Consider the following 24,165-nt stretch of genomic DNA (forward strand, 5'->3'; position numbering starts at 1 on the left):
AACTGATTCTGCTGACTCAAAGCGCCATGCGGTAATGCAGGCTGTAGCTTTCCACGCCATCATTGGGCTGCTTGATACCCGCGTTGGAATAGTGAATCGCCCGCACGCCAATCTCATGCCCGCCGGCAAAGCGCAGACCGAAGCCGATGCGGTCTTCGAACTGGAAGGCCGAGCCCAGGTCGTTGCTTTCCAGCTTGGTGCTGGAGAATGCCGCCACACCAATCCCCGCCTCGATGTAGGGCTTCACTGATTCCCCGGCAAATTCATAGACGAACACGGGTGCGAACGACAGGCTATGGTTGCTCGAGGTCTCGTCGCCATCCCAATAGGTGTACGCGCCGTCCCAGTAGCCCGTCACGCGCCCGACACTGGTCTGCCACCAGCTCGCGTCCCAGTTCGATTGCAACCCCAGCCGATAGACCATGGTCGAGTCACCGGTCTGGCCTACCGAAAACGAAACATCGGCCGCCTGCGCCGATACCGCTTGCCCCAACCCAAAGACGGCAGCTGCCGCCAAGCCCAGCAGTTTCTTCATGAGAAACATCCTTCTTCCTGATGCTGTTATTAGTGTCCGCCTCATCTCAGGCAAAGCGGTAGAAAGCGGCAGTGGGACGATAGTTCAGCTTTTTTCACGTTTTTTTCACAACGCAAAGCTTTGCACATCGTCGGACTTATGCCACAGCACAGGTAGGATTTTTCTGAGAGATTGCGGATCGGCGCTGGTCCAGAAGCGGGTGTCCCGCGCCGGGCCGTCGGCCAGCAGGTCACTTGCGCCCAATAGCCGTTGGAGTTGACGCGCCACGGCAGCACCGGTGTCGATGATGGCGACGTCCGCAGGCACCATGCCGGCCAGCAGCGGGCGCAGGAAGGGGTAATGGGTGCAACCGAGGATCAGTGTGTCACAGCCGGCGGCCAGCAGCGGCTGCACATAGCCCAGCAGCATCTGGTACAGCGCCGGGCTACCCAGGTCACCGGTTTCGATCAGCTCGACCAGCCCCGGGCAAGGCTGGGTGATCACCTGGACGTCACTGGCGAAGCGGTCGAGCAATGCGGCGAACTTGGCGCTCTGCAAGGTGCCGGTGGTCGCCAGCACTCCCACCACGCCGGAACGGGTTGCTGCCGCTGCTGGCTTCACTGCGGGCTCCATCCCCACCAACGGCCAGTTCGGGTACAGTTCACGCAGGTCAGCCGCCGCCGCTACGGTGGCGGTGTTGCAGGCCAATACCAGGGCCTTGGCGCCTTGCTCGTGGAAAAACCCGGCAATGCGTCGGCAGCGCTCACGGATATAGTCTGGCGACTTCTCGCCATAAGGTATGTGGCCGCAATCGCCCACGTACAGCAGCGTCTCGTTGGGCAGCAGGCGCTGGATCTCGGCGAGTACCGACAAGCCGCCGACCCCTGAGTCCATCACGCCGACCGGCGCCGAGCGCTCAGCCATCGCGTTTGCCACAGACCGCGCAAGCCGGGTCGCGTTTGACCCGTAGCTCTCGAATACGGGTGCCAAGGGCGTCGATCAACAGCAGGCGGCCGACCAGCGGCTCACCGAACCCGGCCAGCAGTTTCATCGCTTCCAGCGCCTGCAGGCTGCCCACCAGACCCACCAGCGGGCCGATCACACCGGCCTCGCTGCAGGTCAGCTCGGCTTCGCTGCCATGCCCGTACAGGCAGTGGTAGCAAGGGCTGTAGTCGCGGCGCGGGTCGAACACCGACAATTGCCCTTCCAGGCGGATTGCCGCGCCACTGACCAGTGGTTTGCCGGCAGCGACACAGGCAGCGTTGACCGCCTCGCGGGTGGAAAAATTGTCGGAACAGTCCAGTACCAGGTCGACCGCTGCCACGGCGGCTGCCAGCGAGTCTTCGTCCAGTGCCTGGCGGTGCGCAACCAGGGTGATTTCCGGGTTGATTGCCTCCAGCCGTTGCAGGGCCGAGTCAACCTTGCTCATGCCGACGCTGGCGCTGTCATGGATTACCTGGCGCTGCAGGTTGGTCAAGTCGACGGTGTCAAAGTCGGCCAGGTGCAGCTCGCCGACCCCGGCAGCGGCCAGGTACAGGGCAACCGGCGAGCCCAGCCCACCCAACCCGACGATCAGCGCCTTGCTGTGCTTGAGCCGCAGCTGGCCATCGATGTCGATCTGGGCCAGCAGCACCTGACGGCTGTAACGCAGCAGTTCCTGATCACTCAGCATGGCAGACGCCCCAGGGTAATACGTTCATGGCCGCCCAGGTCGGTACGGCTGGCGACCTCGACAAAGCCTTGCTCGGCCAGCAGCGCGCGTACCGCTGCGGCTTGATCGTAGCCGTGCTCCAGCAACAGCCAGCCACCCGGCAACAGATGCGCGGGGGCCTGGGCGGCGATCACGCGCAGGTCGTCCAGGCCATCGGCACCGGCCACCAACGCACTGCTGGGTTCGAAGCGCACATCGCCCGCCACCAGGTGGGGGTCTGCAGCAGCGATATAGGGCGGGTTGCTGACAATCAGGTCGAAACGCTCAGTGGCCAGGCTGTCGAACCAGTGGCTGACCCGCACCTGGGCGTTGCCCAGGCCCAGGCGCTGACGGTTGCGCTCGGCCAGGGCCGCGGCCTCCTCCACCCGGTCAACCGCTGTTACCTGCCAGGCCGGGCGCTCGCTGGCCAGGGCCAGGGCGATAGCGCCCGTGCCGGTGCCCAGGTCGAGGACCTTGGCTGGCGAGGCAGGTTGCAGTTCAAGGGCTGTTTCGACCAGCAGCTCGGTATCCGGCCGTGGGATCAGCGTATGCGGTGCGACTTCCAGGTCGATCTTCCAGAAACCCTGCTGGCCGAGGATATAAGCCACCGGCTCGCCGCCACGGCGGCGCTGCAAGTAGCCCGCGTAGGTCTGGGCATCTTCGCTACTGACAATACGCTCGGGCCAGGTGTGCAGGTAGCTGCGCGACTTGCCGATGGCCGCGGCCAGCAGCAGTTCGGCGTCCAGGCGCTCGGAGGGCGATTCGGGCAGCTGCGCGTTGCGCAGCAGGCTGGCGATAATGGTCATCAGTCCCCCAGGGCGGCCAGTTGATCGGCCTGGTATTCGGCCAACAGCGGTTCGATGACCGCCTCCACGCCACCGCTGAGGATGTCGTCCAGGGAGTACAAGGTCAGGTTGATACGGTGGTCAGTCACCCGGCCCTGTGGATAATTGTAGGTGCGGATGCGCTCGGAGCGGTCGCCGGAGCCCACCAGCAGCTTACGCTCGCTGGCAATGGCGTTCTGCGCAGCGCTGGTCTGCATGTCGTTGAGCTTGGCCGACAGCCAGGACATGGCGCGGGCGCGGTTCTTGTGCTGCGACCGCTCTTCCTGGCACTCCACCACTATGCCGGTGGGCAAGTGGGTAATGCGGATGGCTGAGTCGGTCTTGTTGACGTGCTGGCCCCCGGCACCGGATGCGCGATAAGTGTCAACGCGCAGGTCGGCCGGGTTGATTTCGATGGCGGCCTGTTCGTCCGGCTCGGGCAGTACCGCCACCGTGCAGGCAGACGTGTGGACACGGCCCTGGGATTCGGTCTCGGGCACACGCTGTACGCGGTGCGCGCCGGACTCGAACTTGAGCTTGCCATAGACGTTCTCACCCTCGACGCGGGCGATGATTTCCTTGTAGCCGCCGTGCTCGCCTTCGTTCTCGGACAGGATTTCCAGGCGCCAGCCGCGTTTTTCGGCGTAGCGCGAATACATGCGGAACAGGTCGCCGGAGAAGATTGCAGCCTCGTCACCACCGGTACCGGCGCGGATTTCGAGGAACACGTTGCGGCCGTCGTTGGGGTCTTTGGGCAGCAGCATGCGCTGCAGGTTTGCCTCCAGCGTCAGCAGTTGCTCCTTGGCTTCACGCACTTCTTCCACGGCCATTTCGCGCAGGTCCGGGTCGCTGTCCTTGAGTAGCGCCTGGGCACCTTCAAGGTCGTCCTGGACTTTGCGCCACTCTTTATAAGCAGCGTAGACCGGCTCTACTTCGGCGTATTCGCGGGAATAGGCGCGAAAGCGCGTCTGGTCGGAAATGACCTCGGCATCACCGAGCAGGGCGGTGAGTTCTTCGAAGCGGTCCTGGAGGATTTCCAGTTTGTTCAGCAGCGACGCTTTCATTGCGGGGATTTGTCCGTCGAGCCCTCGTTGAGGGCAAAGAGTTCCTGGGCCATGGCCAGCGCATCGACGCGCCCCTCGGCCGAGAGCTTTTTCAGCTGCACGCTGGGCGCATGCAGAAGTTTGTTGGTGAGCCCCCGGGCCAGTTGGGCCAGTACGTCTTCGGGGTTGCCGCCGTTGGCCAGCAGGCGCTGGGCTTTTTGCAGTTCTTCGTCGCGCAGGCGCTCGCTTTGCTGGCGATAGGCCTTGAGCACGTCCACCGCCGCCAGCTCGCGCAGGCGCAGCATGAAGTCTTCAGCCCCTACTGTCACCAGTTCTTCGGCGGCTTGTGCCGCGCCCTGACGGCTCTTGAGGTTTTCCGCCACCACGTCGTGCAGGTCATCGACGGTGTACAGGTATACGTCGTCCAGCTCGCCCACTTCGGTTTCGATATCGCGTGGCACAGCGATGTCGACCATGAAGATCGGCTTGTGCCGGCGCTGTTTCAGCGCGCTCTCGACCGCGCCCTTGCCGAGGATAGGTAGCTGGCTGGCGGTGGAGCTGATGACGATATCGCTGTTGGCCAGTTCCTGAGGGATGTCGGCCAGTAGCACGGCATGTGCACCGAACTGCTCGGCGAGGATGCTGGCACGTTCCAGGGTGCGGTTGGCGACGACGATGCGGCGTACGCCCTGCTCATGCAGGTGGCGGGCGACCAGGGTAATGGTTTCGCCGGCACCGATCAGCAGGGCCTGGCTACGGCCCAGGTCGGCGAAGATCTGCTTGGCCAGGCTGACTGCGGCAAACGCCACCGACACCGGGTTTTCGCCGATGGCGGTGTCGGTACGTACCTGCTTGGCGGCGCTGAAGGTTGCCTGGAACAGGCGCCCGAGCAGCGGCCCGACGGTACCGGCCTCGCGGGCGACGGCATAGGCGGACTTCATCTGGCCGAGGATCTGCGGCTCGCCGAGGACCAGCGAGTCGAGGCCGGAGGCGACGCGCATCATGTGCTTCACGGCGTCGTGCTCTTCGTGCACATAGGCACTGGCGCGCAGCTCGTCGAGGCTGAGGCGGTGGTAATCGGCCAGCCATTGCAGCACCGCGTCGGCGGACAGGTGGTCCTGCTCTATATAGAGCTCACTGCGGTTGCACGTCGACAGGATCGCCGCTTCGCGGCTGGACGTCAGTCGGCAGAGCTGCTGCAGGGCGTCTACCAGCTGCTCTGGGGTAAACGCCACGCGCTCGCGTACGTCTACCGAGGCAGTCTTATGGTTGATACCAAGTGCAAGAAAGGCCATGCAAGGTCGCTGGTTGTGACGGGAAGCCGATAATTGTCCTCTTTCGCAGGTTTTAGGACAACCACCGTGTATGCCGATGAAGTTATGGCGCCTGAGAGATCGAGCGCCGCCCGCGCGGCGCTTCGCGGCACAAGGCCGCTCCCACATCTGTTTCGGGCCAATTACTCCTGTGACAGAGGCGCGCGCACCCTTGGCGCATGACAGGAGGTCGCAGAAGAGCAGGTGTGCAACCCTCAATGACGAAGAGAACAAACAAGGCGGAAAAAGGTGAAGCCACAGAAGAGACTGGCCCGAAACAGATGTGGGAGCGGCCTTGTGCCGCGAAGCGCCGCGCGGGCGGCGCTCGATCTCTCAGGCGCCACACCTGCCAAGCCAGGCACTTGGCACACCCACCACATCTCCAACCCAGGCACCCCGCACATCCAACATCTCCGGAACCCTTCCCCCCCGCCAAGGTCGCAGTTAACCAGGCACAGCACAGGTGGGTTTGCCACCGCGCTTGTGTCATCATGCTCCGACCGCCGGTGAGTCCTCCAATAAGCCTTCTATGAACAAACCATACGCATTGCTGCTTGCCTTCGCCCTGCTCCAGGGCTGCCAGAGCCTCGCCCCGCAAAAGGACGAGCCTCCCGTCGCCGAAGCTGGCAAAGGCGAGGCGGAAAAGCCCGTGGTGTATGGCTCGTTCAAGCAGGACACACTTTATAGCCTGCTGGTCGCGGAGCTGGCCGGCCAGCGCAACCGCTTCGACATCGCCCTGGCCAACTACACCGACCAGGCTGCAAAAACCCAGGACCCCGGGGTCTCCGAACGCGCCTACCGCATAGCCGAATACCTCGGCGCCGACGAGCCAGCACTGGATAACGCCCTGGTCTGGGCCCGCAATGACCCACAAAACCTCGACGCCCAGCGCGCCGCTGCCATCCAGCTGGCCCGCGCTGGCCGTTATGACGACGCCATGGCCTACATGGAAAAGGTGCTGCAGGGCCAGGGCGACACCCACTTCGATTTCCTGGCTCTGTCTGCCGCCGAAACCGACCAGAGCACCCGCGACGGCCTGCTGCAAAGCTTCGAGCGCCTGCTGGTGAAATACCCGGATAACGGCCAGCTGGTGTTCGGCAAGGCCCTGCTGCTGAACCAGGACGGCAAGACCGAAGAAGCCCTGGAGCTGCTGGAGTCAAACCCGCCGCAAAACGGCGAAATCGCCCCGATACTGCTGCGCGCCCGCCTGCTGCAGGCCCTTGACCGTGGCCCGGAGGCCCTGCCGCTGCTGCGCAAGGCCATTCGTGACAACCCGGACGACAAGCGCCTGCGCCTGACTTACGCTCGCACCCTGGTCGAACAGGACCGCATCGCCGACGCCAAGGCCGAGTTCTTCAGCCTGGTCCAGCAATACCCCGATGATGACGAGCTGCGCTACTCGCTGGCCTTGGTGTGCCTGGAAAACAAGGACTGGGACGAAGCCGAAGGTTATCTGCAAGAACTGGTCGAGCGCGACAGCAACGTCGACGCCGCACACCTCAACCTCGGCCGCATACGCGAAGAGCGCCACGACCCTGCAGGCGCTCTGCGTGAATACGCCCTGGTCGGCCCCGGCCCTGACTACCTGGCGGCGCAACTGCGCCAGGCCGACATCCTGATCGCCAACGGCCGCAGCAGCGAGGCCTCGCGGCTGCTCGCCGAAGCCCGCGAAGCACAGCCGGACTACGCCATCCAGCTGTACCTGATTGAATCCGAAAGCTACAGCAACAACAACAAGGATGCCCAGGCCAGCCAGGTGCTGCAGCAAGCCATCCAGCGCTACCCGGACGACCTCAACCTGCTTTACACGCGCGCCATGCTGGCCGAGAAGCGCGACGACCTGGCGCAAATGGAAAAAGACCTGCGTGCCATCATCGCCCGCGAGCCGGAAAACGCCATGGCCCTGAACGCCCTGGGTTACACCCTGGCTGACCGCACCACCCGCTATGCCGAAGCCCAGGCGCTGATCGACAAAGCCCACCAGTTGACCCCGGACGACCCGGCGGTGCTCGACAGCCTGGGCTGGGTCAACTATCGCCAGGGCAACCTCGACGCGGCTGAAACCTACCTGCGCCAGGCCTTTGCCAACTTCCCCGACCACGAAGTGGCTGCTCACCTGGGCGAAGTGCTGTGGGCCAACGGCAAGCGCCGCGAAGCCCGCCAGACCTGGGCCAAGGGCTTCGAAGCCCAGCCCGACAGCCCCATTCTGCGCAAAACCCTCCTGCGCCTGACCGGATCCGAGACCCTTTAACGCCATGCTTCTGCGCCATTGCATCACCTTCACCCTGATCGCCCTGCTGGCCGGCTGTGCCGGCTTCGGTAGCCGTGAGGCCCTGCAGGGCCAAGGCGACCCGCAGCAGTGGCGCGCCCATAAAGAGCAGTTGAGCAGCCTCGATGGCTGGCAGATCAACGGCAAGGTCGGCATCCGCGCCCCGCGCGACTCCGGCAGCGGCACGCTGTTCTGGCTGCAACGCCAGGACTACTACGACATTCGCCTTGCCGGCCCGCTGGGCCGTGGCGCCGCACGCCTGACCGGCCGCCCCGGCGGCGTGGTACTGGAAGTGGCCAACCAGGGCCGCTACGAAGCCACTAGCCCCGAAGCCCTGCTGGAAGAACAACTAGGCTGGAAACTGCCGGTCTCGCACCTGGTCTGGTGGGTGCGCGGCCTGCCCGCCCCTGATAGCAAGAGCAAGCTGACCCTGGACGGCGACAGCCGCCTGGCCAGCCTTGACCAGGACGGCTGGCAGGTGCAGTACCTGAGCTACACCGAGCAGAACGGCTACTGGCTGCCCGAGCGCCTGAAGCTGCACGGCAAGGACCTGGACGTGACCCTGGTGGTCAAGGACTGGCAGCCCCGCCAGCTGGGGCACTGACCCCATGCAAAAGCTCACCCTGCCGGCCCCGGCCAAGCTCAACCTGTGGCTGCACATCATCGGTCGCCGCGCCGACGGCTACCACGAGCTGGAAACTGTGTTCCAGTTTCTCGACCACGCCGACGAGCTAAGTTTCGCCCTGCGTGACGATGGTGTGATCCGCCTGCACACCGAGATCGAGGCCGTACCGCACGACAGCAACCTTATCGTGCGGGCCGCGCGCAAGCTGCAGGAACAATCCGGCACCACGCTTGGCGCCGACATCTGGCTGACCAAAGTGCTGCCAATGGGTGGCGGTATCGGTGGCGGCAGTTCGGATGCCGCGACTACCCTGCTGGCCCTCGCCCACCTGTGGCAGCTGGGCTGGGACGAAGACCGCCTGGCCGCACTGGGCCTGAGCCTGGGCGCCGACGTGCCGGTGTTCGTGCGCGGCCATGCAGCGTTCGCCCAGGGCGTGGGCGAGCAACTGACCCCGGTCAACCCGATCGAGCCCTGGTATGTCGTGCTGGTGCCGCAAGTGTCTGTCAGCACAGTAGAAATTTTTTCACATCCGCAGTTGACACGTGATTCACTCCCCCTTAAGATGCGCCCCGTTCCCAAGGGAAACAGTCGAAATGACTGCCAACCAGTGGTAGAGCAGAATTACCCGGAAGTTCGCAATGCGTTGAATTCACTGGGAAAATTCACTGAGGCTCGACTAACTGGCACTGGAAGTTGTGTGTTTGGGGCCTTCCCAAGCAAAGCCGAAGCTGATAAAGTTCTGGCCCTTCTTTCAGCGACCCAAACAGGGTTTGTTGCGAAAGGAAGCAATATTTCGATGTTGCATCGCGAGCTGCAAAGTCTGGTCAAGAAGTCGAGCGCATAAGCGTTCGCAAGCAACAGATACAGGGGCGTCGCCAAGCGGTAAGGCAGCAGGTTTTGATCCTGCCATGCGTTGGTTCGAATCCAGCCGCCCCTGCCATTTTCCTTATACTCATCCAGGTATACCCTCAGCCTTCAGGTACTGCGCGTGTCCAAGATGATGGTCTTTACGGGGAACGCTAACCCCGATCTGGCTCGGCGTGTCGTACGTCAGCTGCATATCCCTCTCGGTGACGTCTCTGTCGGTAAATTCTCCGACGGTGAGATCAGTACTGAGATCAATGAAAATGTTCGTGGTAAAGACGTTTTCATTATTCAGCCGACCTGTGCCCCGACCAACGATAACCTGATGGAACTGGTAGTGATGGCTGACGCCTTCCGCCGCTCCTCAGCATCCCGAATCACCGCCGTGATTCCTTACTTCGGATATGCCCGCCAGGACCGCCGTCCGCGTTCGGCACGTGTAGCCATCAGCGCCAAAGTGGTTGCTGACATGCTCACTGTCGTAGGTATCGACCGTGTACTCACCGTCGACCTGCACGCTGACCAGATCCAAGGCTTCTTCGATATCCCCGTCGACAACATCTACGGCTCGCCCGTACTGGTTGACGACATCGAAGACCAGCGTTTCGAGAACCTGATGATCGTCTCCCCGGACATCGGTGGTGTTGTGCGTGCACGCGCCGTCGCCAAGTCCCTGGGCGTCGACCTGGGTATCATCGACAAACGCCGCGAAAAGGCTAACCACTCCGAGGTTATGCACATCATCGGCGACGTCGAAGGGCGCACTTGCATCCTGGTAGACGACATGGTCGACACCGCCGGCACCCTGTGCCACGCGGCCAAAGCCCTGAAAGAACACGGCGCTGCCAAGGTTTATGCCTACTGCACGCACCCTGTCCTGTCGGGCCGCGCGATCGAGAACATCGAGAAGTCGGTACTGGACGAGCTGGTGGTGACCAACACCGTTCCGCTGTCCGCCGCTGCTCAAGCCTGTGACCGTATCCGCCAGCTGGATATCGCACCGGTTGTCGCTGAAGCGGTCCGCCGTATCAGCAACGAAGAATCGATCAGCGCGATGTTCCGCTAAGCGGAACACGTGTTGATGTGAAGCGCCCCGCCCCAACCTGTGTTGGGGCGGGGCTTTTTTGCCATCCCCGTCTGGCGCTGGTCGCAAACGCCATTCGGGAGGCTATTTTGGAGAAGTAAAATGACTGATTTCATCCTGAACGCCCAAGCGCGTACTGACCTGGGGAAAGGTGCGAGCCGCCGCCTGCGTCACGCCGCCAGCATCCCAGCCGTAGTTTACGGTGGCGATAAAGAAGCCCAATCCCTGACCATCGTGGCCAAGGAAATCGCCAAACTGTTCGAAAACGAAGCTGCCTTCAGCCACGTTATCGAACTGAACGTCGACGGCGCCAAGCAGAACGTCATCGTCAAGGCCATGCAGCGCCACCCAGCCAAAGGCTTCATCATGCACGCCGACTTCGTTCGCGTCGTTGCTGGCCAGAAGCTGACCGCTGTTGTTCCAGTGCACTTCATCAACGAAGAAGCACCGGTCAAGAAAGGCGGCGAGATCTCGCACGTTGAATCGCAGATCGAAGTTTCCTGCGAAGCCAAAGACCTGCCTGAGTTCATCGAAGTCGACCTGGCCAACGCTGAAATCGGCACCATCATCCACCTGTCGGACCTGAAAGCTCCGAAAGGCGTAGAGTTCGTAGCTCTGGCCCACGGTGATGACAAAGCTGTTGCCAACGTTCACGCTCCGCGCGTTTCCGCCGAAGCTGCTGAAGAAGGCGCTGCCGAGTAATCCACTCGCACGCCGGCGTTGATCGGGTTACAGTGCCGCGCGCACTGTAACCCACCAACTCCAAGGAAGAGCCCCTGACGTGACCGCCATCCAGTTGATCGTTGGCCTGGGTAACCCCGGCCCCGAATACGAACAGACCCGGCATAACGCAGGGGCTCTTTTCGTTGAACGCATTGCCAGCGCCCAGCGTGTTTCGCTAACCGCTGACAAAAAATATTTCGGCCTGACGGCTAAATTCAGCCATCAGGGCAACGACGTTCGTTTGTTGATCCCCACCACCTACATGAACCGTAGCGGCCAGGCCGTGGCGGCCTTGGCCAATTTCTTCCGCATCAAGCCGGAAGCAATTTTGGTGGCGCACGACGAACTCGACCTGCCTCCGGGCGTTGCCAAGCTCAAGCGCGGCGGCGGCCATGGGGGGCACAACGGCCTGCGCGACATCATTGCGCAGCTCGGCAACCAGAACGACTTCCACCGCCTGCGGCTTGGCATCGGCCACCCGGGTGACGCCAAACTGGTCTCCAACTTCGTCCTGGGTCGCGCACCGCGCGCCGAGCAGGAGAAGCTCGACGCCAGCATCGATTTTGCCCTCGGCGTGCTGCCGGACGTGCTTGCCGGCGACTTCGCCAAGGCGATGCGCGAGCTGCACAGCCAGAAGGCCTGATTTCCTTTAGAGAGGGGAATACCCATGGGTTTCAATTGCGGCATCGTCGGCCTGCCCAACGTCGGCAAGTCCACCCTGTTCAACGCCCTGACCAAGTCTGGCATCGCGGCGGAGAACTTCCCTTTCTGCACCATCGAGCCGAACAGCGGCATCGTGCCAATGCCCGATGCGCGCCTGGCTGCGCTGGCTGAGATCGTCAAGCCTAACCGCATCCTGCCGACCACCATGGAGTTCGTCGACATCGCCGGCCTGGTAGCCGGTGCCTCGAAAGGTGAAGGCCTGGGCAACAAGTTCCTCGCCAACATCCGCGAGACCGACGCCATTGCCCACGTGGTGCGCTGCTTCGAAGACGAGAACGTGATCCACGTTTCCAACAGCGTCGACCCCAAGCGTGACATCGAGATCATCGACCTCGAACTGATCTTCGCCGACCTCGACAGCTGCGAGAAGCAACTGCAGAAGGTTGCCCGCAACGCCAAGGGCGGCGACAAAGAAGCCCTGGCGCAAAAGGCCATCCTGGAAAAACTGATTCCGCACTTCACCGAAGGCAAGCCTGCACGCAGCCTGATGAAGAACATGGCTGACGACGAAAAGGCCGTTATCCGTGGCTTCCACCTGCTGACCAGCAAGCCGGTGATGTACATCGCCAACGTCGCCGAAGACGGCTTCGACAATAACCCGCACCTTGATGTGGTCAAGGCCATCGCCGAGGAAGAAGGCGCGGTGGTGGTGCCGGTGTGCAACAAGATCGAAGCGGAAATTGCCGAGCTGGATGACGGCGAAGAAAAAGACATGTTCCTCGAGGCTCTGGGCCTGGAAGAGCCTGGCCTGAACCGCGTAATCCGCGCCGGTTACGAGCTGCTGAACCTGCAGACCTACTTCACTGCCGGCGTGCAGGAAGTACGCGCCTGGACCGTACGCGTCGGCGCCACCGCACCGCAAGCGGCCGGGGTTATCCACACCGACTTCGAAAAAGGCTTCATCCGCGCTGAAGTGGTGGCCTATGACGACTTCATCCAGTTCAAGGGTGAAAGCGGTGCCAAGGAAGCCGGTAAATGGCGTTTGGAAGGCAAGGATTACATCGTTAAAGATGGCGACGTGATGCACTTCCGTTTCAACGTCTAAGCGGTAGCCTGCTGTACCCACAAACCCCTTGAGGCCAATGCCTCAAGGGGTTTTGTTTTTTCTGGCCTTTGGCAAGCGGGGCGCGCACCCTGTAGGAGCGGCTTCAGCCGCGAAGAATCCAACGCGGTGTATGGCACCGGCTACGCCGGTGTTCGCGGCTAAAGCCCACAGGGACTGCGCCCACTTGAAGGCAGCACAAGCATGTGCCCAACAGGCAAATCTATCCAAGGAGGAACGATGAAGGAACACCAGTATGAAGTTCAGGTGACCTGGACCGGTAACAAGGGTAATGGCACATCCAGCTACACCGCCTACACCCGCGATTTCAACGTTGAAGCGCCGAGCAAGGCCACCCTGGCGGGCTCGGCGGACCCGGCATTTCGTGGTGACCCGCAGCGCTGGAACCCGGAAGACATGCTGGTGGCGTCGCTGTCGGCGTGTCACAAGCTGTGGTACCTGCACCTGTGCGCAGTGAACGGTGTGAATGTGCTGGCGTACGTCGACAGGCCGATTGGGCGCATGGTGGAAGGTGATACTCATGGCAAGGGGCGCTTTACCCATGTGCTGCTGCGCCCGCAGGTGACCATCAGTACGGGCTCGGACCGAGAAGTTGCCTTGCGGCTGCATAAGGATGCACACCTTGAGTGCTTTGTGGCCAACTCGGTGAATTTTCCGGTGGAGTGCGCGGCGGTGATGACAGTTGCGTAGGTGATGTTGGAGTGGATGGCACCGGCGTTGCCGGTGTTCGCGGCTAAAGCCGCTCCTACAGCCAGCGCAGTACCTGTGGGGCTTTAGCCGCGAATGGGCCGCAAAGCGGCCCCGCTTTTCTGCATCTAAGCTGTGACTCAGCACCCTCCCCGCTGGAGCCAGCAGCATGCCCGAATCGCCTCGCATCGACTGGCAACGTTGGTTGCCCGGCCTGGTCACCCTGCTCCACTACAAGCCCGCCTGGCTGGCCAAAGACATCGCCGCCGGCCTGGTGCTCACCACCATGCTGGTACCGGTGGGCATCGCTTATGCCGAAGCGTCCGGGGTGCCCGGTATCTATGGCTTGTACGCCACCATCATTCCGCTGCTGGCCTACGCGCTGTTCGGCCCCAGCCGCATCCTGGTGCTGGGCCCGGACTCGGCGCTGGCCGCGCCGATCCTGGCGGTGGTCGTGCAATACGCAGCCAGCGATCCGCAACGCGCGATTGCCGTTGCAAGCCTGATGGCCCTGGTAGCGGGGGCATTTTGTGTGATCGCCGGGCTGCTGCGCCTGGGCTTTATCACCGAGTTGCTGTCCAAGCCCATCCGCTATGGCTACATGAACGGCATCGCCCTCACGGTGCTGATCAGCCAGTTGCCCAAGCTGTTCGGCATCAAGGTCGACAGTGAAGGCCCCTTACGCGACCTCTGGCACCTGGGCCAGGCGCTGTTCGCCGGCCAAGGGCACTGGCCAAGCTTTGTCGTCGGCGCCGGCAGCCTGATGCTGATCCTGTTGCTCAAACCGTTCAAGCGCATCCCGGGCATCCTGATCGCCGTGGTGCTGGCGACGCTGGCCGTGAGCCTGTTCAACCTTGACCAGATGGGCGTCAAGGTTCTCGGGCAATTACCGCAAGGCTTGCCCAGCTTCGTCTTCCCCTGGGTCACCGACATCGATCTGGTCGAGGTGGTGCTGGGCGGGATCGCCGTGGCACTGGTGTCGTTCGCCGATACCAGTGTGCTGTCGCGCTCCTATGCTGCGCGGCTGAAGATGCCGGTCAATCCCAACCAGGAAATGTTTGGGCTAGGTGTAGCCAACCTGGCTTCCGGCCTGTTCCAGGGCATCCCTATCAGCAGTAGCTCGTCACGTACACCGGTGGCCGAGGCGGCGGGCTCGAAAACCCAGCTTACCGGCATCATTGGTGCGTTGGCAGTCACCCTCTTGCTTTTGGTGGCACCCAACCTGATGCAGCACCTGCCCAACAGTGCCTTGGCCGCGGTGGTAATTGCCGCAGCGCTGGGCCTGTTCGAGTTTGCTGACCTCAAGCGCATATTTCGCATGCAGCAGTGGGAGTTCTGGCTGTCGGTTACCTGCTTCGTCGGCGTGGCGGTGTTCGGCGCGATCCCCGGCATCTGCATTGCCGTGGCGGTGTCGGTGATCGAGTTCCTGTGGGACGGCTGGCGGCCGCACCACGCGGTGCTCGGCCGCGCCGAAGGGCTGCGGGGTTACCATGATGTGCAACGTTATCCACAGGCCCGGCGTATTCCGGGGCTGGTGCTGCTGCGTTGGGATGCGCCGTTGTTCTTTGCCAATGCCGAGCAGTTCCAGAGCACGGTGATGGCGGCAGTGGACGCGTCGCCAACCCCGGTGCAGCGGCTGGTGATTGCTGCCGAGCCGGTGACCAGTATCGATATCACGTCGGCGGACATGCTGGCCGAGCTGGACCGGGCGCTGGAGGCGCGCGGGGTGGAATTGCAGTTTGCCGAAATGAAAGACCCGGTGAAGGACAAGATGCGCCGGTTCGAGTTGTTTGAGCATATGGGTGAGAAGGCGTTTCATCCCACAGTGGGGGCGGCGGTGGATGCTTATCTGGAAGAGAGTGGGGTTGATTGGCAGCCCTAGCTCGCTTTCACTGGCCTTAGCAGGCCCTTGTAGGAGCGGCCTTGTGTCGCGATCGGGCTGCGAAGCAGCCCCGGCAACTTGTGCATTTGTGCAGAATCCCTGGGGCTGCTTCGCAGCCCGATCGCGACACAAGGCCGCTCCTACACCAGACCGCGTTAGCCGACCGGCAGACGAAAAGAACTAGGCAACCCGCACCCGGCAACGGTCGATCCAGATCAACATGGCGCTGGCATACACAGACACGGCCAGGAACAACGCCATGCGCACGGCAAACGCCTTGTACACATCCTGCCCGCCGGCACTGTCCTGCACCGACTGCCCTAGCAGAATCAGCATGGTCGTCAGGCAACTGACCCAGTACGCCGGACTCTGGCGGTTGGGCACCGCCTGATACAGCCGCCGCGCCTGCCAGAGCGTAAACAGCAGCCCCCACAGAAAGAACATCCACAGGTGCACGAACAGGCTCAGCGCCCCCCACAGCAGAATCGCCAACACCCCGGCCAGCAAGGTCGAGCCGATCAGCTCGCGGCTGGCGTGCCGTGCGCGGGTCTCACCGGCCTGCTGCCCCACACTCACGGCCTTCATGATCAGCGGCATGTACTGGTCCGGGGCAATCAGCGCCAGCAGAAAGGCCGGCATCACGATCAGCGTGGCACGCAGTGCTACCCAGCTGACATGCTCGCTGTCCAGCAGCGGTGGCACCGGCTGTGCGGGAGCGTCGGCAGGCTCGGGAAACAGCACATGTGCCACTGCCGTACCCAGCACCGCCAGCAGCATGCCTTTGGCCAGCGCTTCGACCACCGACAGCGCCAGGGTGAAGTTGCTGGTACCGGCAGCGGCGATCATGGTCAGGCCGATCACCAGCAAGTTTGCCAACAGGCCGTTACCGCCCCTCAGCGCGTACCGCAGTGTCAGGAAAACCCCCACGCCCACCAGTAAAACGCCACTCACCGGGGCATGCCGTAGCAGCGGAATCAGCAGCAACCCGCTGCCGCAGGCGAGCAGCACCAGCACCGCCAGGGCCGGGGCCGCACGCAGCGGCAAGGGCTGGCTGCGCATGGCCAGCAACAGCACGGCAAACACCGGTGCCAGGATTGGCACCGGCAGGCCGATGCCGAAGCTCACCGTCAGGCACAGCGCCACGCCCCAGGCCAGGCGAAGGGCGCGCAGGCGGCGCAGCTCAATAGGCATACGACAACCAGCTCATTAGCCACATGAACAGGCGGCCCAGCAGGTTCAGTGGGTTGCCGTCGCTGGGCAGGGCCATGACTTCGGCCTGGCCGCCGACCCGTAACGCGGACTTGTCTGCCAGCTGGTCGCGGTCAAGCTCGACGATTACCGGGAAGCGCTGCGCCGAGCGCAGCCAGTCACGGCTGTTCTGCACAGTCGGCAAGCTGCCCGGCGGCGCCGGCTGGCCGACGCTCACGCCATAGCCGATGCTGCGTACCTGCCCTGTCAGCACCGTGCCGGGCACGGCATCGAGCACCACCAGCACCGGGGCGCCCGGGCGCAGGCGGCCGAGGTTGTTCTCGGTCATGTCGGCGCTTATCCACACGTCATGGATCGCGATCAACGTCATCATCGGGCTGCCGGCACCCACGTAGTGGCCGACATCGGTGCGCAAATCGGTGATCAGCCCATTGGCATCGGCGCGCACCACGGTGCGGGCCAGGTCCAGGCGGGCTTTTTCCACGTCGGCGGCGGCGCTGCGCAGTTGTGCGTTGTCGGCTTCGGCCCCACCCTGCTGCTCACGCGCCCGCTCGACTTCGGCACGGGCCGCCGCCACCTGGCTGATGGCTTGGTCACGGGTGGCCTGGGCGCCTTCCAGGCGGCGTACCGACACCGTGCCAGGGTCTTCATCGATCAGGCGCTTGAGCCGCTCGGCGTCCTGGCGGGCCTTGCGCTCGTTGGCCTGGGCCGCCACCAGTGCCGCCTGGGCCGAGTCGATACCGGCCGTACCGGCGCCGATCTGCCGGCGCACGGTATCCAGGTCAGCTTCGGCGCGGGCCAGGGCGATGCGGTACTGCGCCTGGTCGAGCTCGAACAGTACATCGCCCTGGCGCACTTCCTGGTTGTTGCCCACCGCCACGCGCTTGATCTGCCCGGCCACCTCGGCAGCCACCGGCACCACGTAGGCTTGCAGCCGGGCCTGCTGGGTGTAGGGCGTAAAGCGGTCAGCCAGCAGGTACCAGACCAGGCTGACGATGATCAGTATCAGCACCCAGCGCATGCCGCGGTCGGGGGCTGGCGGCGCGTCTGCGGGGTCGCTCATTTCGGCTCACCTTGTTCAGGGTCGACAGCGGCCGGCTCGTCGAGCAGGTCGCCCCAATCGGTACGGTTTTGCATCTGCTGGCGGGTAGCGCGGTCGATTGGCTGGCGCGTGCTATCCCACCCGCCCCCCAGCGCCTTGTACAGGCTCACCAGGCTGCTCACCGCATTGCCGCGGCTAACCAGGTAACCATCCTGCTGCTGCAACAACAGTTGCTGGGCGTCGAGCACGCGCTGGAAGTCGGCAAAGCCTTCCTGGTACTGCGAGCTGGCCAGGTTCAGCGAACGTTGTGCGGCCTGCGAGGCCTGGTCACGAATGGTCGCACTTTGCAGCGAACGCACCAGGCCACTGGCCGCGTCGTCGGCTTCACGGGCAGCTTCGCGTACGCTCTGGTGGTACAACTCGATCAACTGCTGCAAGCGCGCGTCCTCGACCCGCACCGCGTTCTTGCGCCGCCCATAGTCGAACGGGTTCCAGATCAGGCTCGGGCCTACCGCCAGGTCGAAGGTGTTGGGCAGATGATTGGCCGAAAGCAAGGTCCAGCCGAGACTGCCGAGCAGGCTCAGTTGCGGATAAAGGTCGGCTTCGGCCACCCCCACCAGCGCTGACTGTGCTGCCACGGCCTGCTCGGCCGCGCGGATGTCCGGGCGCCGCTGCAGCAGGCGGGCGGGCACGTCCTGCAATATGGCGCGGTCCGGCAGTGGCAACTGGCCGTGGCGGGCGTCCAGCTGCGGCAGCGGCCCCGGCGGCCGGCCGAGCAGCGAGCACAACACATTGCGCAGGGCGTTGAGCTGGTTCTCGAACTCAGGAATCGTGGCCAGGGTGGCCAGGTACTGGGTGCGCGCCTGCTGCCAGTCCAGTTCGTCGTTTTCACCATGACGGAACAGCCGCTCGGTAATCTCCAGGCTGCGGGCCTGGCGCTTGGCGTTTTCCTGCGCGATATCCAGCCGTGCTTCGGCAGTGCGCAGGGCAAAGTAAGTATCAGCCACCTGCGCACGCAACAGCAGCATGGCGTCGGCGTAGTTGGCCTGGGAGGCGAAATAGGCGGCATCGGCGCTTTCGATGGCACGGCTGAAACGGCCCCAGAAGTCGATTTCCCAGCCAATGTCGAAGCCGATGCTGGACTGCCAGAACACCGAGTCGCGCGCAGCGGCGGTACCGGACTGGTCCTGCTTCAGGTACAGGCTCTGCGCACGCAACTGCTGCAATTGTGGATAACGCCCGGTCTGCACGACGGCCAACTGGGCGCGGGCTTCGGCGATACGCAGGCCCGCCACGCGCAGGTTGGTGTTGTTGGCATCGCCCTCGGTAATCAACGCGTCCAGTGTCGGGTCGGCAAACACCGCCCACCACTGGCGCAGGTCCGCTGCCGCAGCGCTGCGCCCGGCCTGCTCCAATAATGGTGTGCTCCAGTTGCTCAGCCACGGGGCCTGAGGTTTCTCGAAGTCCGGGCCGACCTGGGTGCAGCCGGCCAGCACCATCAGCAGCCCCAGGCCATAGCAGCGGTTGGGCATGGCAGGCCCTGGCTCAGGCAGCGGGTGGTGCGGGTGGTGCCGGTTGCTCCGGCACCTGCAGGGCAACCCATTGCCAGAACAGCACGTAGGTCACGCCGAGGATCACCGGGCCGATGAACAGGCCGATGATACCTTTGACTACCATGCCGCCCAGTGCCCCGATCAGTACCACCGGCATCGGCACATCCACCCCGCGCCCCAGCAGCAGTGGCTTGAGCACGTTGTCGGCCAGCCCGGCAACAAAGGTGTAGATGGCAAACACGATGGTCGCCACGGTGAAACCTTCAACGTTGAACACATAGATGATCACCGGCACCGTGACCAGCGTCGCAGGGGCCTGGGCGATCCCCAGCATGAGAATGACGATGGCCAGCATCCCGGCGCCTGGCACCCCTTTGATGACGAAGCCGACCCCGATCAGCAGCATCTGGATGAAAGCGATACCGATCACCCCTTGGGCCACCGCGCGAATGGTGGCGGTGCACAGCTTGGCCAGTGGCTTGCCGCGCTCTTCGCCAGACACGCGTATGGCAATGCGCTGGGCCGAGATTTCGCCGTGCTTGCCGAACGCCATGATGATGCCCGAGACAATGATCGCCGCGATGAACAGCAAGAACGCGCCACCGGCGCTGGCCGCGGCGCCGAGCACCGTCCGCCCAGCCCCCTTGAGCTGCGGCATCCACTGGTTGAGGACTTGGGCCATGTTTTCCGAGGCCGACAGCCACAGTGCATGCACCTTGGGGCCGATCAGCGGCCAGGTCGCCACCGACTCAGGCGGCGCTGGCACGCTCCAGGCGCCGCTCTTGAGCAGCGTCACCAGGCTGTCCACCGATTCGCCGATGGACATCACCACCAGATAGATCGGCACCAGCAGTACCACCAGCACGATCAACACCACCAGCGTTGCCGCATAGCCGTCCTTGAGCCCGGTGCCGCGCTGAATGCGCCGATGCAGCGGGTACAGCGTTACCGCGAGAATCACCGCCCACAGCATCAACTCCAGGAACGGCTGGAATACCTGGAAAGAGAACACCACCAAGGCAGCCACCAGGCCCGCCTTGATCAGCACGTCGAGCAAGCCCCGCGACAGGGCGCTATCCAGCTTGAAACTCGGCTGCATGTTTCACCTCCGCCTGTTCAATGCGCCCGCCAGGCGCGATTCAGTGATCTGTCTCGGGGCTGGCCGGCGCCGGGCTGTCGTCCCGCAACTGCCGCGCCAGGGCCATCATCACCAGCGGCACCACCGCCATTGACAAGGTGATGGCCAGTACCAACAGGTCATGTACCTGCTGAGTCAGCACCTGATGCCCCAGCGCCAGCTTGAACACCACGAAGGCAAACTCGCCGCCAGATGCCAGCACCACCGCCAGGCACAAGGCCTGGGGCTGGTTGAGCCCACCTGCCGTGCGTGCCAGGCCAAACAGCAGGGGCAACTTGACCAGCACCAACAGCAGGGTCAGCCCCAGCACCCTCCATGGCATGCCGAACAGCAGCCGCAGGTCGGCGCTCATGCCCACACCGACAAAGAAAAGCCCGAGCAGCAGGCCCTTGAGCGGTTCGATCTGGGTTTCCAGCTCGTGTCGAAACGGCGATTCGGCCATCAGCACGCCGGCCAGGAAGGCGCCCAGCGCCATCGACACCCCCACATGCTCCATTACCCAGGCCGTGCCCAGCACCACCAGCAAGGCAGTAGCCGTCGACAGCTCGGGTAAGCCCGAACCGACTGTCCATTTGAACACCGGGGTCAACAGATAGCGGCCAAACACGATCAGCACACCAATGCCGGCCAGCACCGCCAGTACCGGCCAGGCGCCTTCGTCGGCGGTGCTGACATTGCCACCCAGCAACGGCACCACGGCAATCAGCGGGATGGCGGCAATGTCCTGGAACAACAGGATGGCCACCGCCAGACGCCCGTGTGGCTTGCCCAGGTCCCTGCGCTCGGCCAGCACCTGCAGGCCAAAAGCGGTAGACGACAAGGCCAGCCCCAGGCCCAGCACAATGGCTGCCGCTTTTGACTGGGCAAACAGAAAGTACGCCAACAGCCCCAGCACCAGCGCCGTCAGCCCCACCTGCAACGTGCCAACGCCAAACAATGCCCGCCGCATGGTCCACAAGCGCCGCGGCGAAAGCTCCAGGCCAATGACGAACAGCAGCATCACCACACCCATCTCCGACAGGCGCGCGACATTGTCCGGGTTGTTCAGCAGGCCGAACACCGACGGGCCGATCAGGATACCGGCCAACAGGTAACCGGGTACTGCGCCCATTTTCAGACGCTGCGCCAGCGGTACCAGAAGCACCACGGCCAGCAGGAACACCACCGTCGCCTGCAACAGGCTGCCGTCATGTGGCATAGGCTCGCACCCTCGCTGCTCCCCGCAGGGAGGGGATCAGAAACGCTCTTCAACCAACTTGAACGGGTAGGCTACCGCCTTGTACTTGCCGATCTTGCCGCGTTTGGGCAGCTTGACGACCTGCTCGCCGGTGATGTCCTTGTAGGGGATGCGCGTGAGCATATGGCTGATGATGTTCAACCGGGCGCGACGCTTGTCGTTGGAGTGGGCCATGAACCACGGCGCCCAAGATGAGTCGGAGGCGGCGAACATGTCGTCGCGGGCACGGGTGTAGTCGTCCCAGCGGGTGTACGACTTGAGGTCCATCGGCGACAGCTTCCACAGTTTGCGGCCATCGCTGATACGGTCCTGCAGGCGGCGGGTCTGCTCGTCGGCGCTGACCTCCAGCCAGTACTTGATGAGGATGATCCCCGACTCGACCATCATCTTCTCGAACAGCGGTACCACAGTGAGGAACTTGCTGCTCTGCTCTTCGCTGCAAAAGCCCATCACCCGCTCGACGCCTGCGCGGTTGTACCAGCTACGGTCGAAGATCACCACTTCGCCGGCGGCCGGCAGGTGGCGCAGGTAGCGTTGCACGTACATTTGGGTCTTTTCCCGCTCGGTGGGTGCCGGCAGTGCCACCACGCGGAACACCCGTGGGCTGACACGCTCGGTAATGGCCTTGATGGTGCCGCCCTTGCCGGCGCCATCGCGGCCCTCGAAGACGACGCACACCTTCAGGCCCTTGGCCACGACCCATTCCTGCAGCTTTACCAGCTCCACATGCAGGTGCTTGAGCTCTTTTTCGTAGGCCTTGCCGCCCAGTTTTTCCTGCGGGTCCTGGCTGGGTTTCTTCCTGGGCGACTTGGACATGGGCACTCTCCTGGGGGCGAATGAAGAGTCAGTATGGTCGATTCATGGCGGATTGCCGCTTCGCTTGGCGATTGAAAAGGGGGGGCGCCACGCAGCCCCCCACAAATGCTATTTGGCCAGCTTGTTGTAGCTGGTCATGAGGTTTCGGTAATCCGGGATATGGTTGGAGAACAGCGTCCCCAGCCCTTCGATGTCGTTGCGCCAGTCACGGTGCAGCTCACAGGCCACGCCGAACCAGGTCATCAGCTGCGCCCCGGCCGCCTCCATGCGCCGCCAGGCCGAATCACGGGTGAGTTCGTTAAAGGTACCGGAGGCGTCGGTGACGACGAATACCTCAAAGCCCTCCTCCAGTGCCGACAGCGCCGGGAAGGCCACGCAAACCTCTGTGACAACGCCGGCAATCAGCAGCTGCTTCTTGCCGGTGGCTTTTACCGCCTTGACGAAATCTTCGTTGTCCCAGGCATTGATGTTGCCGGGGCGGGCGATGTACGGGGCGTCGGGGAATTGCTCTTTCAGCTCGGGCACCAGCGGGCCGTTGGGGCCGGTCTCGAAACTGGTGGTGAGGATGGTCGGCAGCTTGAAGTACTTGGCCAGGTCGGACAGGGCCAGCACGTTGTTCTTGAAGCGGTCGGGGTCGATGTCCCTTACCAGCGAGAGCAGGCCGGTTTGGTGGTCGACCAGCAGTACCGCAGCATTGTTCTTGTCCAGACGCTTGTATTGGAAGGCCATGGCGGATCTCCTTGCTTTAGCGGGTTGGGAGTATCAGCGTAGGCAAGGATGTGGGGCTGGGAGGGCCACCGGTCGGGTTGGGTGCAGTCTCTGTAGGAGCGGCCTTGTGTCGCGATGGGGCGCGCAGCGGCCCTAGGCTTTCAGCTCCGCCGCGGATATCGAAGGGGGCCGCTTTGCGGCCCGATCGCGACACAAGGCCGCTCCTACAAGGACCGCGTCAGGATTGAGAAGTCAGTACTCTCGCCGCTTTGGCGGCAATTCTTCCTGCAACAGCTTGATCCGCTCACCCAGTTCGATAGACGAGTGGAAGCGCTCGCCATGCTTGACCGACGAGCGCAGCTTGTCCACTGAATGCAGTGGCTGCAGGCGCGCGCTTACCAACAATTGGCAGCTGGCACAGGCCCACAAGGTGGAGATGTCCGACGACACCAGGCCAAAGTTGAACACCACATCGTTGAGCACCGCCAACAGTGCCGAGTCGGCGTGCTCGATACGGGTCGAGCGGGAGCCCTCGCGCTGGATTCTTCGCGGGCGCGCCTGCTCCCACAGGGGCCGGGCATGCTCACGGAATCACTTCACAAATTCCTGAACTGATTATTTGCTATCAGCGATTTTACCCCCCGCCCAGCGCCACCAGAATCGCTTCACCACAATCACAAAAAACCGTGAGGCCACTCCCGTGGACCAGACACTTCAGGTTCGGCAAGCCGCCGCCGACCTCGTTGCCGCATTCGCCAGCAACGACACCGCCCGCTATTTCGCCTGTTTCAGCGAAGACGCCACGTTCCTTTTCCACACCTTGCCGCAACCGCTGTTGACACGCAGTGCGTATGAAGAAATCTGGGCCCAGTGGCAGGCAGAGGGCTTTGCCGTGCTGGCTTGCGAGTCGGGCAATGCCCAGGTGAGCCTGCAAGGCGATGTGGCGATCTTCATGCACGATGTGGCCACACATATCCGCATTGCCGGTGGAGAACACCAGCTGAGCGAGCGCGAGACCATCGTCTTCCGTCGCCAAGGCGACCGGTGGCTGGCCTGCCATGAGCACCTGTCGGTCGTGTCGCCGGCCTGATCATCTTTTTCCGCGGCCCTGCCGCCCTGCCAACGCACCCACAAGAAGGCCCGCGCACCGCGCCGGCC

At 63.3% G+C, this 24,165-nt stretch carries 23 protein-coding genes, 1 tRNA gene and 1 pseudogene; 11 read left to right on the forward strand and 14 right to left on the reverse strand.

All coding sequences use genetic code 11. The annotated features are described in order from the left end of the window. Nucleotides 1-16: 16 nt before the first annotated feature. The 6 genes from ACIP02_RS18880 to hemA all read right to left on the reverse strand — a co-directional run bounded on the left by ACIP02_RS18880 (nt 17) and on the right by hemA (nt 5,366). Nucleotides 17-535: an acyloxyacyl hydrolase gene (locus ACIP02_RS18880; RefSeq protein ID WP_400619120.1), complete on the reverse strand. Its 519-nt coding sequence runs from the start codon at nt 533-535 to the stop codon at nt 17-19. Nucleotides 536-640: 105 nt separating this feature from the next. Continuing rightward, a complete protein-coding gene (gene murI / locus ACIP02_RS18885; protein WP_400619123.1) occupies nt 641-1,438 on the reverse strand; it encodes a glutamate racemase in 798 nt (265 codons plus the stop codon). Next, on the reverse strand, nt 1,431-2,186 hold the full coding sequence (locus tag ACIP02_RS18890; RefSeq protein ID WP_400619126.1) for a molybdopterin-synthase adenylyltransferase MoeB: 756 nt from the start codon (nt 2,184-2,186) through the stop codon (nt 1,431-1,433). The genes murI and ACIP02_RS18890 overlap by 8 nt, the downstream gene beginning before the upstream one ends. Then, complete coding sequence (gene prmC, locus ACIP02_RS18895; protein WP_400619129.1) at nt 2,180-3,010, reverse strand: peptide chain release factor N(5)-glutamine methyltransferase; 831 nt, start codon at nt 3,008-3,010, stop codon at nt 2,180-2,182. The genes ACIP02_RS18890 and prmC overlap by 7 nt, the downstream gene beginning before the upstream one ends. Further along, nucleotides 3,010-4,092 (reverse strand): peptide chain release factor 1, encoded by a 1,083-nt coding sequence (gene prfA / locus ACIP02_RS18900; RefSeq protein ID WP_400619132.1) that lies wholly within the window; start codon nt 4,090-4,092, stop codon nt 3,010-3,012. The genes prmC and prfA overlap by 1 nt, the downstream gene beginning before the upstream one ends. After that, complete coding sequence (gene hemA / locus ACIP02_RS18905) at nt 4,089-5,366, reverse strand: glutamyl-tRNA reductase (RefSeq protein WP_012270484.1); 1,278 nt, start codon at nt 5,364-5,366, stop codon at nt 4,089-4,091. Before hemA ends, prfA begins: the two co-directional genes overlap by 4 nt. A 547-nt stretch (nt 5,367-5,913) precedes the next feature. Here hemA and ACIP02_RS18910 point away from each other — a divergent pair. The 10 genes from ACIP02_RS18910 to ACIP02_RS18955 all read left to right on the forward strand — a co-directional run bounded on the left by ACIP02_RS18910 (nt 5,914) and on the right by ACIP02_RS18955 (nt 15,304). Next, nucleotides 5,914-7,635 (forward strand): tetratricopeptide repeat protein, encoded by a 1,722-nt coding sequence (locus ACIP02_RS18910; RefSeq protein WP_400619135.1) that lies wholly within the window; start codon nt 5,914-5,916, stop codon nt 7,633-7,635. Between the two features lie 4 nt (nt 7,636-7,639). Then, nucleotides 7,640-8,257 (forward strand): lipoprotein insertase outer membrane protein LolB, encoded by a 618-nt coding sequence (gene lolB, locus ACIP02_RS18915; RefSeq protein WP_400619137.1) that lies wholly within the window; start codon nt 7,640-7,642, stop codon nt 8,255-8,257. Between the two features lie 4 nt (nt 8,258-8,261). Next, complete coding sequence (ispE, locus tag ACIP02_RS18920; RefSeq protein WP_400619140.1) at nt 8,262-9,122, forward strand: 4-(cytidine 5'-diphospho)-2-C-methyl-D-erythritol kinase; 861 nt, start codon at nt 8,262-8,264, stop codon at nt 9,120-9,122. Nucleotides 9,123-9,143: 21 nt separating this feature from the next. After that, nucleotides 9,144-9,218, forward strand: a tRNA-Gln gene (locus ACIP02_RS18925). A 48-nt stretch (nt 9,219-9,266) separates the two neighbouring features. After that, nucleotides 9,267-10,208, forward strand: a complete 942-nt coding sequence (locus ACIP02_RS18930) for a ribose-phosphate pyrophosphokinase (protein WP_003247410.1) — start codon at nt 9,267-9,269, stop codon at nt 10,206-10,208. A gap of 120 nt (nt 10,209-10,328) precedes the next feature. After that, the gene (locus tag ACIP02_RS18935) at nt 10,329-10,928 is read left to right on the forward strand and encodes a 50S ribosomal protein L25/general stress protein Ctc (protein WP_400619143.1); all 600 of its coding nucleotides are present in this window, start codon (nt 10,329-10,331) and stop codon (nt 10,926-10,928) included. Nucleotides 10,929-11,007: 79 nt separating this feature from the next. Next, the gene (gene pth / locus ACIP02_RS18940) at nt 11,008-11,592 is read left to right on the forward strand and encodes an aminoacyl-tRNA hydrolase (protein WP_009686183.1); all 585 of its coding nucleotides are present in this window, start codon (nt 11,008-11,010) and stop codon (nt 11,590-11,592) included. Between the two features lie 24 nt (nt 11,593-11,616). Then, nucleotides 11,617-12,717 carry a redox-regulated ATPase YchF gene (ychF, locus tag ACIP02_RS18945; protein WP_095115861.1) on the forward strand — a complete coding sequence of 367 codons (1,101 nt, stop codon included), beginning with the start codon at nt 11,617-11,619 and terminating at the stop codon, nt 12,715-12,717. A 237-nt stretch (nt 12,718-12,954) separates the two neighbouring features. After that, nucleotides 12,955-13,425, forward strand: a complete 471-nt coding sequence (locus ACIP02_RS18950) for an OsmC family protein (protein ID WP_400619148.1) — start codon at nt 12,955-12,957, stop codon at nt 13,423-13,425. Between the two features lie 166 nt (nt 13,426-13,591). Further along, complete coding sequence (locus ACIP02_RS18955; protein ID WP_400619151.1) at nt 13,592-15,304, forward strand: SulP family inorganic anion transporter; 1,713 nt, start codon at nt 13,592-13,594, stop codon at nt 15,302-15,304. 180 nt (nt 15,305-15,484) lie between these two features. Here the strand turns inward: ACIP02_RS18955 and ACIP02_RS18960 are convergent, their stop codons facing one another. From ACIP02_RS18960 to ACIP02_RS18995, 8 genes and pseudogenes are all read right to left on the reverse strand, one after another. Continuing rightward, nucleotides 15,485-16,495 carry a DUF2955 domain-containing protein gene (locus ACIP02_RS18960; RefSeq protein ID WP_400619154.1) on the reverse strand — a complete coding sequence of 337 codons (1,011 nt, stop codon included), beginning with the start codon at nt 16,493-16,495 and terminating at the stop codon, nt 15,485-15,487. Then, the gene (locus tag ACIP02_RS18965) at nt 16,485-17,576 is read right to left on the reverse strand and encodes an HlyD family secretion protein (protein ID WP_400619156.1); all 1,092 of its coding nucleotides are present in this window, start codon (nt 17,574-17,576) and stop codon (nt 16,485-16,487) included. Before ACIP02_RS18965 ends, ACIP02_RS18960 begins: the two co-directional genes overlap by 11 nt. After that, complete coding sequence (locus ACIP02_RS18970; RefSeq protein WP_400619159.1) at nt 17,573-19,087, reverse strand: efflux transporter outer membrane subunit; 1,515 nt, start codon at nt 19,085-19,087, stop codon at nt 17,573-17,575. Before ACIP02_RS18970 ends, ACIP02_RS18965 begins: the two co-directional genes overlap by 4 nt. 13 nt (nt 19,088-19,100) lie before the next feature. Beyond that, nucleotides 19,101-20,207 carry an AI-2E family transporter gene (locus ACIP02_RS18975; protein ID WP_400619162.1) on the reverse strand — a complete coding sequence of 369 codons (1,107 nt, stop codon included), beginning with the start codon at nt 20,205-20,207 and terminating at the stop codon, nt 19,101-19,103. A 40-nt stretch (nt 20,208-20,247) separates the two neighbouring features. Next, on the reverse strand, nt 20,248-21,444 hold the full coding sequence (locus ACIP02_RS18980; protein WP_400619165.1) for a monovalent cation:proton antiporter-2 (CPA2) family protein: 1,197 nt from the start codon (nt 21,442-21,444) through the stop codon (nt 20,248-20,250). Nucleotides 21,445-21,480: 36 nt separating this feature from the next. Next, nucleotides 21,481-22,299, reverse strand: coding sequence for a polyphosphate kinase 2 (gene ppk2 / locus ACIP02_RS18985; protein WP_400619168.1), 819 nt, complete (start codon nt 22,297-22,299; stop codon nt 21,481-21,483). A 108-nt stretch (nt 22,300-22,407) separates the two neighbouring features. Next, complete coding sequence (ycaC, locus tag ACIP02_RS18990) at nt 22,408-23,028, reverse strand: isochorismate family cysteine hydrolase YcaC (protein ID WP_010951959.1); 621 nt, start codon at nt 23,026-23,028, stop codon at nt 22,408-22,410. A 258-nt stretch (nt 23,029-23,286) separates the two neighbouring features. Beyond that, nucleotides 23,287-23,544, reverse strand: a pseudogene (locus ACIP02_RS18995) (magnesium transporter CorA); the annotation flags it as partial. Between the two features lie 163 nt (nt 23,545-23,707). Between ACIP02_RS18995 and ACIP02_RS19000 the strand changes: the two are divergent. Then, on the forward strand, nt 23,708-24,097 hold the full coding sequence (locus tag ACIP02_RS19000) for a YybH family protein (RefSeq protein ID WP_400619172.1): 390 nt from the start codon (nt 23,708-23,710) through the stop codon (nt 24,095-24,097). Nucleotides 24,098-24,165 lie beyond the last annotated feature (68 nt).

It is taken from the genome of Pseudomonas sp. NPDC089408, from assembly GCF_044749445.1.
In the GTDB taxonomy this organism is placed as follows: domain Bacteria; phylum Pseudomonadota; class Gammaproteobacteria; order Pseudomonadales; family Pseudomonadaceae; genus Aquipseudomonas.